This is a genomic window from Aeromonas sp. R3-1 (assembly GCF_040908345.1).
GTDB classification, from domain to species: domain Bacteria; phylum Pseudomonadota; class Gammaproteobacteria; order Enterobacterales; family Aeromonadaceae; genus Aeromonas; species Aeromonas veronii.
Genome location: NZ_JBFODN010000248.1, coordinates 48,435 through 60,400, shown reverse-complemented (window position 1 = coordinate 60,400; position 11,966 = coordinate 48,435). Strand labels below are relative to the sequence as shown.

At 61.3% G+C, this 11,966-nt stretch carries 13 protein-coding genes and 1 pseudogene; 2 read left to right on the top strand and 12 right to left on the bottom strand.

The window, feature by feature from the left end; genetic code table 11:
• Both AB5Y85_RS16980 and AB5Y85_RS16975 read right to left on the bottom strand, forming a co-directional pair.
• Positions 1 to 289: pseudogene (locus AB5Y85_RS16980) on the bottom strand (IS1595 family transposase); the annotation flags it as partial.
• Positions 290 to 361: 72 nt separating this feature from the next.
• On the bottom strand, positions 362 to 928 hold the full coding sequence (locus AB5Y85_RS16975; RefSeq protein ID WP_005335495.1) for a TetR/AcrR family transcriptional regulator: 567 nt from the start codon (positions 926 to 928) through the stop codon (positions 362 to 364).
• A gap of 199 nt (positions 929 to 1,127) precedes the next feature.
• On the opposite strand from AB5Y85_RS16975, the gene AB5Y85_RS16970 reads away from it, so the two are divergent.
• Positions 1,128 to 2,165: an alkene reductase gene (locus AB5Y85_RS16970; RefSeq protein WP_257687825.1), complete on the top strand. Its 1,038-nt coding sequence runs from the start codon at positions 1,128 to 1,130 to the stop codon at positions 2,163 to 2,165.
• A 98-nt stretch (positions 2,166 to 2,263) separates the two neighbouring features.
• Here the strand turns inward: AB5Y85_RS16970 and rpoS are convergent, their stop codons facing one another.
• The 10 genes from rpoS to putP form a co-directional block, all read right to left on the bottom strand.
• On the bottom strand, positions 2,264 to 3,247 hold the full coding sequence (rpoS, locus tag AB5Y85_RS16965; protein WP_257687824.1) for an RNA polymerase sigma factor RpoS: 984 nt from the start codon (positions 3,245 to 3,247) through the stop codon (positions 2,264 to 2,266).
• A gap of 45 nt (positions 3,248 to 3,292) precedes the next feature.
• Positions 3,293 to 4,363: a LysM peptidoglycan-binding domain-containing protein gene (locus tag AB5Y85_RS16960; RefSeq protein WP_043821617.1), complete on the bottom strand. Its 1,071-nt coding sequence runs from the start codon at positions 4,361 to 4,363 to the stop codon at positions 3,293 to 3,295.
• 9 nt (positions 4,364 to 4,372) lie between these two features.
• Positions 4,373 to 4,954 (bottom strand): YqaA family protein, encoded by a 582-nt coding sequence (locus AB5Y85_RS16955; RefSeq protein ID WP_005354505.1) that lies wholly within the window; start codon positions 4,952 to 4,954, stop codon positions 4,373 to 4,375.
• Positions 4,951 to 5,568 (bottom strand): protein-L-isoaspartate(D-aspartate) O-methyltransferase, encoded by a 618-nt coding sequence (locus AB5Y85_RS16950; RefSeq protein WP_005335507.1) that lies wholly within the window; start codon positions 5,566 to 5,568, stop codon positions 4,951 to 4,953. The genes AB5Y85_RS16955 and AB5Y85_RS16950 overlap by 4 nt, the downstream gene beginning before the upstream one ends.
• 7 nt (positions 5,569 to 5,575) lie before the next feature.
• Positions 5,576 to 6,337: a 5'/3'-nucleotidase SurE gene (surE, locus tag AB5Y85_RS16945; RefSeq protein WP_005335515.1), complete on the bottom strand. Its 762-nt coding sequence runs from the start codon at positions 6,335 to 6,337 to the stop codon at positions 5,576 to 5,578.
• Positions 6,318 to 7,376: a tRNA pseudouridine(13) synthase TruD gene (truD, locus tag AB5Y85_RS16940; protein ID WP_257687823.1), complete on the bottom strand. Its 1,059-nt coding sequence runs from the start codon at positions 7,374 to 7,376 to the stop codon at positions 6,318 to 6,320. Before truD ends, surE begins: the two co-directional genes overlap by 20 nt.
• Positions 7,376 to 7,852, bottom strand: coding sequence for a 2-C-methyl-D-erythritol 2,4-cyclodiphosphate synthase (gene ispF, locus AB5Y85_RS16935; protein WP_005335518.1), 477 nt, complete (start codon positions 7,850 to 7,852; stop codon positions 7,376 to 7,378). Before ispF ends, truD begins: the two co-directional genes overlap by 1 nt.
• 146 nt (positions 7,853 to 7,998) lie before the next feature.
• Positions 7,999 to 8,691, bottom strand: coding sequence for a 2-C-methyl-D-erythritol 4-phosphate cytidylyltransferase (ispD, locus tag AB5Y85_RS16930; protein ID WP_257687822.1), 693 nt, complete (start codon positions 8,689 to 8,691; stop codon positions 7,999 to 8,001).
• Positions 8,684 to 9,001: a cell division protein FtsB gene (gene ftsB / locus AB5Y85_RS16925; protein ID WP_257687821.1), complete on the bottom strand. Its 318-nt coding sequence runs from the start codon at positions 8,999 to 9,001 to the stop codon at positions 8,684 to 8,686. Before ftsB ends, ispD begins: the two co-directional genes overlap by 8 nt.
• 208 nt (positions 9,002 to 9,209) lie before the next feature.
• Positions 9,210 to 10,727 carry a sodium/proline symporter PutP gene (gene putP, locus AB5Y85_RS16920; protein ID WP_005354514.1) on the bottom strand — a complete coding sequence of 506 codons (1,518 nt, stop codon included), beginning with the start codon at positions 10,725 to 10,727 and terminating at the stop codon, positions 9,210 to 9,212.
• 326 nt (positions 10,728 to 11,053) lie between these two features.
• On the opposite strand from putP, the gene AB5Y85_RS16915 reads away from it, so the two are divergent.
• The gene (locus AB5Y85_RS16915) at positions 11,054 to 11,947 is read left to right on the top strand and encodes a VirK/YbjX family protein (protein WP_368221836.1); all 894 of its coding nucleotides are present in this window, start codon (positions 11,054 to 11,056) and stop codon (positions 11,945 to 11,947) included.
• The last annotated feature ends 19 nt before the right edge of the window (positions 11,948 to 11,966 follow it).

The following is an 11,966-nucleotide window of genomic DNA, read 5'->3' as shown; positions in this document are numbered from 1 at the left end:
TCTTCCCAGCACTGTGCTTTACGCAATCTGGCCAAGGGCGTCTTGGTCAGAACGGTGCTGGTGCGCAGACACAGTTTGCAACGGTAGCGGCGCAGTCCCCGACTCCATCCCCAAGGCGCCAGCTGGGTAACATCGGCCTGACAATTGGGGCAGCCACTGCATGCCGGTAACTGAGTATTGAGCGAGGTAATGGTGTGGGGTGCAGTAAGCTCCTGCTGAGCAACACGGCGCTGGCGCAGGGTTAACTGGGGAAAAGGGACAACAGGTGTTGAAAGGCTGGGGTATCCATGATGGTAGACCTCAAGGTGATGGCCTACTTCAAGATTAGCCTTTCAACACGTAATTGGGACAGAGCCTATTTTTACGCCCGCAGGGCCCGCATCAGTTGGGCGACCACGTCGTCGAGCAGGGGGCGATCGGGGCGGCACTGGGCGAAGGTGACCAGCCCTTGCAGGTTGATCAGCAGCAGTGCGGTGAGGGTGTGGATATTGCTATCCGGGGCCAGCTCACCCTTGGCCTGCGCCTGTGTCAGCAACTCGGCCAGATCCTGCTCCAGCTCGCCATAGATCCCCTTGACCCGCTGGGTCAGCTCCTCATCCTGCTCGCTCAGCTCCATCATGGTGCGGGTCACCAGACAGGAGCCGCAGAGCGCCTCCCCCACAATCCGGTCGAGATAGGCCGCAAGGCCCGCCAGCGGGCTCGGGTTGTCGAGCAGGGAGCGGCGCAGGGTGCGTTTACCCTCGACATAGTGATCCACCGCCGCCAGCAGCAGGCCGCGCTTGTTGCCAAAGGCGCCGTAGATGCTGCCCGGGTGCAGGCCGGTGGCGGCCACCAGCTCCTGCATGGTGGTCTTGGCATATCCCTTGGCGCGAAACGCTTCCATGGCATTTCGCAGTACCTCGTCCCGATCAAACTCGGCTATGCGCATGGTTCCTCCCGTGGGAAATGGTTCACCGGCAAGGGGCAACAGGGCCCGCCGATAAAGAGTGGCTGGAAAGGGCGGCAAGTTTACCCCAGCCGCCCGCTCGGGCCAACCTTCTTGAATGCGCATTCAAAAAAAGCTTGCGCCCGACGCAAAAAACGTCTTGAATGCACGTTCAAGAATAACCCGTTCAGGACAACCTATCATGAATACCCTGTTTCAGCCGTATCGACTCAATGACACTCTGACCCTGGCCAACCGTTTCATGATGGCCCCGCTCACCCGCTGCATGGCAGGCCCAGGTCTGGTGCCGACCGAGCAGATGGCTGCCTATTACGGCCGCCGCGCCGACATCGGCCTTATTGTTTCCGAGGCCGTCATCATCCGCCCCGACGCGCAGGGCTACCCCAATACCCCGGGCCTCTTCACCCAGGCGCAGATCGATGGCTGGAAAAAAGTGACCAGCGCCGTGCACGCCAAGGGTGGCAAGATTTTCGCCCAGCTGTGGCACGTCGGTCGCCTCTCCCACCCCTTCTTCCATCAGGCTGAAGTGTTGGCCCCCTCTGCCGTGGCACACGAGGGCACAGTGCCCCGCATGCGCGAGCTGACCTATCAGGTGCCGCGCGCCCTGACCGAGGCCGAAATCGCCCAGCTGGTGCTGGATTACGCCCAAGCCGCAGCCAACGCCATCGAGGCGGGCTTTGACGGGGTGGAGATCCACGGTGCCAACGGCTACCTGATCGACCAGTTCCTGCACCACTCCACCAATCTGCGCACCGACAACTACGGTGGCAACCCGGAAAAGATGAGCCGCTTCGCGCTGGAAGTGGTCGATGCCATCAGCGCCCGCATCGGCGGTGATCGGGTTGGTATTCGCCTCTCCCCGGGTGCCTATGTCCATCTGGCGGGCAGCCCGGAAGATCGCGCCGTGTTTGACTATCTGCTGGGCAAGCTCAACGATCGCCCGCTGGCCTATATCCACCTCGGCATCTTTGATGACAACCTCACCTTCGATTATCTGGGTGGCCGCGCCTCCGACTATCTGCGCGCCTACTACAAGGGCAATCTGGTCGGTGTGGGCAACTACGACGCCGAGCGCGCCGCTGCGGCCATCGAGGCTAACCGCTTCGATCTGGTGGCCATCGGCCGTCCGCTTATCGCCAACCCGGACTATCTCGCCAAGGTGAAGAAGGGAGAAGCGCTGGTGCCCTACGCCGACACCATGCTGGCCGAGCTGGTATAACAGCCCGCTATCGCCAGACAACAGGCAATAAAAAACGAGGGGAGCTGTTGCTCCCCTCGTGCTATCTGGCTGATGCGCTGATCAGTTGGTGCGGATGCTTAATTGGTACGAAATAACGCCTCGATGGAGAGCCCCTGGCTCAGCAAGATCTCCCTCAGACGACGCAGCCCCTCCACCTGGATCTGGCGTACCCGCTCGCGGGTCAGACCAATCTCGGCCCCCACATCCTCAAGGGTGGCAGGCTCGTAACCCAGCAGACCGAACCGGCGTGCCAGCACTTCCCGCTGCTTGGGATTGAGCTCCTCCAGCCAGTGGACAATGCTGCTGCGCATATCATCTTCCTGAGACTCCAGCTCAGGCCCCATGCCGCGTTCATCTGAAAGCACATCCAGCAATGCCTTGTCGCGATCGCCACCGATGGGGGTGTCCACCGAGGTGATCTTCTCGTTGAGCTTGAGCATGCGATTCACATCGTCCACTGAACGATCCAGCGCGAAGGCGATATCCTCGGCGGTCGGTTCATGATCGAGACGGTGAGAGAGTTCGCGCGCGGTGCGCAGGTAAACGTTTAACTCTTTGACCACATGAATGGGCAGACGGATGGTGCGGGTCTGGTTCATGATGGCCCGCTCTATGGTCTGGCGGATCCACCAGGTGGCATAGGTAGAGAAACGGAAGCCGCGCTCGGGGTCGAACTTCTCGACCGCGCGGATAAGACCGAGGTTGCCCTCTTCGATGAGATCCAGCAGCACCAGGCCGCGGTTGTTGTAACGACGGGCGATTTTCACCACCAGTCGCAGGTTGGACTCGATCATGCGCTTGCGGGCGGCTTTGTCACCCCGCAAGGCACGACGGGCGTAATAGACTTCCTCTTCGGCAGTGAGGAGGGGGGAGAAGCCAATCTCCCCCAGATAGAGTTGCGTGGCATCCATCACCTTGTTCAGTTCCGGTGCCAGCAACTCATCGGAGATAGTCTCTTCCGCCTCGGAGGCTACCTCCTGCAACTCTTCTACCTCGTGAGATTCGGGTTCAGCGTCAAACTCTAACTCTGCATCCTGCATTACCAGTTGTTCTTGGCTCATGGTGTGTCTCCCTGACGTTACCAGAGTAAGACGGTCTCTCTGGGGTTAACGCTTTGGCAAATAGCTCATCGGATTGATCGACTTGCCTCTGTACCGGATCTCGAAATGCAATCGCACATCCGGCGCGTCCGTGCTACCCATGTTGGCAATGACCGAGCCCCCCTTGACGCTGTCCCCTTCCTTCACCCGCAACTCATCGTTGTGTGCGTAAGCGGAGAGATAGTCATCATCATGCTTGAGGATGATCAGCTTGCCGTACCCCCTTAAAGCACTGCCAGCGTATACGACCTTACCGCTGCTGGCGGCGTAGACGGGTTGCCCCTTCTGGCCGGCTATGTCGATCCCCTTGTTACCCTGTTCTGCAACAGAGAACCCCTCGACAATCCGGCCTTTTGCGGGCCAGTGCCAAGCAAGTCTCGACTGGGAGTTGTTTGTTTTTTGTTCTTTGACCTGAGCGTATTCCTTCGGTGCTGCCGGAGCAACGGATTTCTGAGAGATGAACGGCGTGGTCTGACCAGATCCACTCGGCTCGGCCAACGGACGCGGACCGCTGCTCGGACGGCTCACGGCCACCGGCGTCACGGTTGCCGGACGAGTCGCAGCCACCATCTGGGTCGAACCGCCGCCTGCGGTCTGGACATTGAGCACCTGACCCGGTTGCAGCGCATAGGGGGCGCTCAGGTTGTTGCTCTGGGCCAGCGCCTGCGGCGTCATGCCGAACTGGCGGCCGATGCTGCTCAGGGTATCGCCGCGGCGCACCTCATAGGTACCGGCACTGCGGCTGCTGCCAACACTGGCGCTGGAGCCATCGAGTCGCAAACGCTGCCCCGGATAGATGTTGTAGGGCGGGCTGATGTTGTTGAGGCTGGCCAGCGACGGCACGTCGTTGCCGGAGTTGAAGGCGATGGAGTAGAGGGTATCGCCCCGCTTCACCACATAGCTGCCGCCCTGAATGGGGGCGCTGACCTGGGCACCGCTTTGGCGAGCAGGAATGGTCGAGACAAACTGCCCCTCATCAACACCATCTACCGGAGCTGCATTTTTACTGGATGAGCAGGCAAGCAGCAGCCATGACAACACCACGACACTGCTTCCTTGCCAAATACGCGAACGCATAATGGATCCTTAACGACTAAACCAGAAATAGGCCACCACGGCCAGACCAATACAGAGCCAACCGAGCACATCTACGTAGTGCATCAGTTTGCGTTCCATCTTCTCGCCACCCCAGCGCATCAGGCCCGCAACCAGGAAAAAGCGCATGCCACGACCGATGAGGGAGGTGATGATGAAGGGCAGCAGAGCCATTTGCAACAACCCTGCCGTCACGGTAAACACCTTGTAGGGGATAGGGGTGAAGCTGGCAATGAAAATGACCCAGATCCCCCACTGCTCAAACCAGTTGCGAGCGATTTCGATCTTGTCCTGATAACCCACAGACTCCACCAGTGGCAGCACGACCGGATCCCACAGGGCATAGCCAAGGGCATAGCCAAACAGGGCGCCCAGCACAGAGAAGACGGTAGCCAGCGTGGCGTAGTGCCACGCCTTGTGGGGCTTGGCGAGCGCCATCGGCGCCAGCATCACATCCACCGGGATCGGCCAGAATACCGACTCGATAAAAGCGGTGATGGAGAGATACCAGGGGGCATGCTTGTGGCGAGCCCACTGCATCACCAGTACGTACAAACGGGAAAACAACTTCACTCAACATCTCCGTCAATCAGGGGAACAAAACGTACCGGCTCCAGAATACGGCTGGTCAGCTGGGATCCGGATCGTTCGATCAGTTGCAGGGTCTGCTGGCTGTCACCCACGGGCAACACCAGTCGACCCCCTTCGGCCAGCTGATCGGTGAGCGCCGTCGGGATCTCGCTCGCCGCGGCCGTCACCAGAATGGCATCATAAGGCCCCTTGTTGGGCCACCCCAGCCAGCCGTTGCCGTGCTTGGCCGAGACATTGTGCAGATCGAGCTGGCGCAGTCGGCGTCGGGCCTGGAACTGCAGCGACTTGATCCGCTCCACGGTATACACATGCTCCACCAGATGGGCGAGGATCGCCGTCTGATAGCCCGAGCCAGTGCCAATCTCCAGCACATGGGCCGGATTGTTTTGCATCAGCAACTCGGTCATTCGCGCCACCATATAGGGCTGCGAAATGGTCTGGCCGTGGCCAATGGGCAGGGCGGTGTTGTCCCACGCCTTGTGCGCCATGGCCTCGTCCACAAACAGCTGGCGCGGCACTTTCGCGATGGTCGCCAGCACGCGAAAATCGCGAATATCCTGCGCAATGAGCTGATTTAACAGGCGCTGTACTATCACACCACCCTCATCCCTGCAGATCTAACCAGGCCCCCAGACCGGCGAGACTGTCATAGGCAGTCATGTCGATGGTCAGGGGGGTAATCGAGACATAGCCCTGCTCGATGGCAGCAAAATCGGTGCCTTCACCGGCATCCTGCTGGCTACCGGGAGGGCCGATCCAGTAGATGGGCTGGCCACGGGGATCCTCGGTGCAGATCACCGACTCCGCCCGGTGGCGATTGCCAAGGCGGGTGGTTTTGATCCCCTTGATCTGCTCAAGGGGCAAGTCCGGCACGTTGACGTTGAGGATCTGATCGGCAGGCAGGGGGTGTTTCATCAGCCCCTTCACCAGCAGGGCCGCATAGTGGGCAGCCGTGGCGAAGTGGGTCTTGCCTACCAGCGAGATGGCGATGGAGGGGTAGCCAAGATGGCGCCCCTCGGTGGCCGCGGCGACCGTGCCCGAGTAGATGACATCATCCCCCAGGTTGGCACCGTGGTTGATACCGGCCACCACCATGTCGGGTTCAGGGCGCACCAGCTCGTTGACCGCCAGATGCACGCAGTCGGTCGGCGTCCCCTTCACCGCATAGCTCTCGCACCCATTAAAGCCGTTTTCTGCGATGCGGGTAACCCGCAGCGGTACTTCCAGCGTCAGGGAGTGACTCGCGCCGCTGCGGTTGCGATCCGGTGCCACCACAATGACCTCGCCGCAGGCGCGCAGCGCCTCGCTGAGGGCACGAATGCCCTCGGCATGCACACCATCATCATTACTGACCAGAATTCGCATCGGTCTGATTCCTGAAACCGTGATCGGCCTCTTCGGCCTGCATTAACTCGCGCACCACGCTGGTGGCAAACGCGCCCGCCGGCAGGAAGAAGGAGAGGGTCAGCGCCTCGCCATCCAGCTGCCAGCTCATCTGCTCCGGCTTGAGCAGCAGCGGGCGCCTGTCCTGATCCAGCCCGGCCTTCTCCAGCCCGTCACACCAATCGCTGTAAGGGGCCAGCACGCCCAGTTCGAACTCGGCAGCGGCGCCCTGACTGGCCAAGCGGCCACGGCCCCACTGGGGGGCGGTGAGCTGCACGTCGCCGGAGGCAAGACGCGCTTCCAGCTCGGGGGTCACGCTCTCTTCGCTGAAGATGGAGTGGCTGCCCTTGAGCATCACGCAATCACCGGCCAGCAGCTGATGAGCCAGCCCCTGCTCGATACGGGCGCTGACAATGGCGTTGAACAGCATGCTGCGGGCGGCAGAGAGGTAGAGGGAGCGCTTGTTGCGATCCTTGATCCGCTTGCCGGCAAACATCGCCTTGGCCGCTTCCAGGTTGTTGCCATCGCGGCCAAAACGCTGCTCACCATAGTAATTGGGTACGCCCTGCCCGGCGATAGCTTGCAGGCGCGCTTCCAACCCGTCGGCCTGTTCCAGACCGGTGAGACGCAGGGTGAAGTGGTTGCCCTTGAGGTAGCCGACCCGCAGCTTCTTGTTGTGGCGCTTCACCTCGAGGATCCGGATGCTGTCGCTCTCGATAACCGACAAGTCCGGCTCGGCCTTGCCCGGCAGATGAATGCCAAACCACTGCTCGGTCACCGCGTGGCGATCCTTCAGGCCCGCCCAGGTCACCGCATTGCGGTTGACCCCGGCCGCATCGGCCAGCAGACCCGCTACCCAGGCGGTGTTTTCGCCGGTTTTGCGCACCCGGACGAAGATATGCTCCCCTTCCCCGCAAGGCTCGAAGCCGAGATCTTCATTGACCACGAAGTCGGCGGCCTCGGCCTTGAGGATACCGCGGGCAGTGGGCGCCCCGTGCAGATAGGCAAGTTGTTCCAGCATTATTGTTTCACCAGTAGGACGACGGCTTCGGTGGCGATCCCTTCCTTGCGCCCCGTAAACCCAAGCTGTTCGGTGGTGGTCGCCTTGACGTTCACCCGGTTTAAATCACATTGCAGATCGGCGGCCAGCACAGCACACATGGCGTCGATATGGGGGGCCATTTTGGGAGCCTGGGCGATGATGGTCACATCCAGGTTGCCGATGGCATACCCCGCCTTCTGTACCCGGGCAAAGACATCACGCAGCAGAATGCGACTGTCGATCCCCTTGAACTCGGCAGCGGTATCGGGGAAGTGGCGACCGATGTCACCGGCACCGATGGCCCCCAGCAGGGCATCGCTCACCGCGTGCAGCACCACATCGCCGTCAGAGTGGGCAACCAGCCCCTGCTCGTAGGGAACCGGCACGCCACCCAGCATGCAGGGGCCAACACCACCAAATTTATGAACATCAAAACCATGACCAATGCGCATCATCAGCGGCAACCTCCCAACATGCTGAAACCAACCCCATCAATTTTGTGTACGTCCACACCATGTCCAATCCGGATCATGCTAACTCCTTGTTCGGGCCTGTTTGTTCGAGACACTCTGCTCTGAACGGTCTGTTCTGACTGAGGGGCTTATGCCTGCTGGCTTAAAAACAGCCCCGCCAGCGACAAGTCTTCCGGCCGGGTCACTTTGATATTGTCGGCGCGCCCCTCCACCATCCGCACCGTGAATCCGGCCCGCTCCATGGCGGAGGCCTCGTCGGTGATGGAGGCGCCCAGCAGCAGCCCCTCTTCCAGCGCCCGCTTCAGCGCTCGGGTCGGGAACATCTGCGGCGTCAGGGCATGCCAGAGCTGCTCGCGCTCGACGGTGGCGATGATATTGCCCTCCCCATCGGAGCGCTTCATGGTATCGCGCACCCGACTGCCGAGAATGGCACCGCCGCAGTTCATGGCCGCGGCAATCAGCGCATCAAGATCGCCGTGAGTCAGGCAGGGGCGGGCCGCATCGTGCACCAGCACCCACACCCCTTGCGCCACATGGAGGCCATTGAGGACGGAAAAGGCGCGCTCGGCGCCTCCCTCTACCCGCACAATGCGCGGGTCGGCCGCCACGGGCAGGGCCTCGAACCAGCGGTCATGGGGCGCAAGCGCCACGATCACCTGGGCGATGGCCGGGTGGGAGAGCAGCCGCTCCAGGGTATGTTCGAGAATGGTTTTACCCGCCAGTTGCAGGTACTGCTTGGGGCAATCGGCCCCCATTCGGCTGCCGATACCGGCGGCAGGGACGATCGCCGTCAGGCCGGATACCCGGCTGGCATCAGTCATCGTAGGGTTCATCGTCCGGCGCTGTCTCTTTGTCTTTCTCTTTGGGGATGATCCGGTAGAAGGTCTCCCCCTGCTTGATGTAACCCAGATCGTTGCGCGACAACTCCTCGATGGCCTCGAGGCCAGAGGTGAGATCATCTATCTCGCGGTAAATGAGGTCGTTACGATCCTTGAGAGTCTGGTTGTCCCGCTGTTGCTGCGAGATGGCCTCCGACAGGTTCTGATAATCGGATAGCCCGTTCTTCCCCAGCCAGAGGTCATATTGCAGTCCCCCCAGCAGGAAGATCAGGATCAGGGTGAATAGCCGCATGCACTAGGTCTCCTTCAGGCGGCCTAGTGTCCCATATTCGGTGCCAAGACAAAAGAAAGCGAGCACCCGGGAGCCCCCGGCCGAACATAAAAAAGTGCCCAAGAGTGAATCAGATAGCACAAAGCCCCGCCAAACCGGTGCAAGGATGGCCAACCAGGGCGCTCCTTGTCCGGGGGCGGGGCTCTCAATCAGAAAGCGGTAAGGGGGATCAGTTCACCGCGACCGGCTCTCCCGCGCTCTCGGCCGGAGTGTTGTACTCCTCCTCGGCATCGCGGAAACGCTCCAGCATCGCTTTTGAGGGCGCTTCGCCAAGCAGACTGCCCACCACTATGGCCAGCAGTGCGAACAGGAAGCCCGGGATGATCTCATACAGCCCCAGCCAGCCGAACTGCTTCCAGACGATGACGGTGATGGCACCGACCAGCATGCCCGCCAGGGCGCCGTTGCGGGTCATTCGCGGCCAGAGCACCGAGAGCAGCACCACGGGGCCGAAGGCGGCACCGAAACCGGCCCAGGCGTAGCTCACCAGCCCCAGCACCCGGTTTTCCGGATTCATGGCGACGGCGATGGCAATCACCGCGATCAGCAGCACCATCAGGCGACCCACCCACACCAGCTCACGCTGGGAGGCGTTCTTGCGCAGGAACGGCTTGTAGAGATCCTCGGTGATGGCGCTGGAGCAGACCAGCAGCTGGCAGCTTAGAGTGCTCATCACCGCCGCCAGAATGGCGGAGAGCAGCACACCGGCGATCCAGGGGTTGAACAGGATCTTGGATAGCTCGATAAAGACCCGCTCCGGGTTGCCGGTCACTCCAGCCGCCACTTCCGGGAAGCGGGCGAAATAGGCCAGCCCGAAGAAGCCGATGGCCACCGCACCAGCGAGGCAGAACACCATCCAGGTCATGCTGATGCGACGGGCATTGGCCATGGAGTGGTGGGAATCCGCCGCCATGAAGCGGGCCAGAATGTGGGGCTGACCGAAGTAACCAAGGCCCCAGGCCATCAGCGAGACAATGGCGATCACATCCAGATTCTTGAACATGTCGAGGTTGGTGGCGCTCTTGGCGGCCACCTCGATCATGGCGCTGTCCACCCCGCCGACGGCGATGATGACGAAGACCGGGGTCAGGATCAGGGCGAAGATCATCAGGGTCGCCTGCACCGTGTCGGTCCAGCTCACCGCGAGGAAGCCGCCGAAGAAGGTGTAAGTGATGGTGGCGGCGGCACCGACCCAGAGGGCGGTGTTGTAATCCATGCCGAAGGTGCTCTCGAACAGACGGGCACCGGCCACCACGCCGGAGGCGCAATAGATGGTGAAGAAGAGCAGGATCACCAGCGCCGAGAGAATGCGCAGCACCTTGCTGTGATCTTCAAAGCGGTAGGTGAAATAGTCCGGCAGGGTCAGGGCGTTGCGGTTCTTCTCGGTATGTACCCGCAGGCGACCCGCTACCCAGCGCCAGTTGAGGTAGGCGCCGATGACCAGACCGATGGCGATCCAGCTCTCGGAGATGCCGCTGACGAAGACGGCGCCGGGCAGCCCCATCAGCAGCCAGCCGCTCATGTCGGAGGCACCGGCAGAGAGAGCGGTAACCCAGCTCCCCATTCGGCGGCCGCCCAGAATGTAGTCATCAAAGTTGCGGGTGGCGCGATAGGCGACGAAGCCGATCAACACCATTCCGAGGATATACACCAGGAAGGTGATTAACATGGGTGTGCTAGCTGTCATGCAAAACTCCGTTTTGTGTCATTTTCTGCCCGCTCTGGTGACGGGCTCATCCCTAAAAAACCGGCCTAGCTTAATCAGCCGTTCGCGCCAGCTCAACCACTTTTAACAAACACAAAACACAATAAAAACCTTTGCGCATCAAATCATCTGCCGCATCAAGAGGATGGCGCCAGATTTCCTGCCGTGGCCGTGACGGTCATCTCGCAGCGCCAGCCGCTACTGAGCGTTATGTTTTCACATTTTGTTACTATCCATTTTTTTACAAGCCAGCGCCCCGCTCCTACACTCCCCGCCCTGTCTCATCACACCAGTCAGAGGTCGGCACCATGTCATCTCATCTGTCACACCTGCGAACCCTCGCCCGCCGCCTTCATCCGGTGGAGGAGTCGGGTCATCTCATCCGACGGGCCAAGTATGTGGGGCGTCTCTGGCTCAATCCTGGCGCCCGCGCCCTCTATCGCCAGCAGCAGGAGCAACCGCTGCTGGCGCAGGCGATCAGCCGCTTCCCCGATATTCTGGAAAAGCCGATCCACCCCTATCGCCACAAGGGGCTCCGCAAGCGCCTGCGAGCCGGGCTTATCAGCGGCCACTACCAGCAGCTGGCACGTCAGCTGCCCAAGGCGCAACAACTGGCGATCTACAGCGGGCGCGGCCTGCTGCTGGCCCAGTGGCAGAGCGACAAGCTGACGGCCCCCCTCACCCTGCAACTGGATTACCAAACCCACATGGGCAAAGAGGGGGAGATGAGCCTGACCCTCAAGCTGGGTGACGCTGCGCTCTATTACATGGCCCTCAATCTGTGTCCCGCGCCAAACCCGACCCTCGAGATCTGTTCGCTGCAGGGCGGCAAGGGGCAGAGCGAGGAGATCAAGCTGGTCACCAAGGCGTGCGGCGGGCTGCGCCCCATGTCCCTGCTGGTCTATATGGCCGCCGAGCTGGCCCGGGGGCTGGCGTGCAAGAGCCTGCTCGGGATCCGCACCCAAAGCCACGTCTATCAGAGCAGCAAGCGCACCGCCGAGCGGGTCAAGTTCGACCTCGACGGCTTGTGGCAGGAGCATCAGGGCTGTGTGCTGGATGAGCTCTGGATGAGCCTGCCGCTGGAGGTGCCCCGCAAGACACTGGAGGAGATCCCCTCCCGCAAGCGGGCCAGCTACAAGGCGCGCTATCAGCTGCTCGATCTGCTCGGCAGCGAGCTGCAGGCAAATCTGCTGCGAAGCTGAGTCAACGCAGCAGAAACAA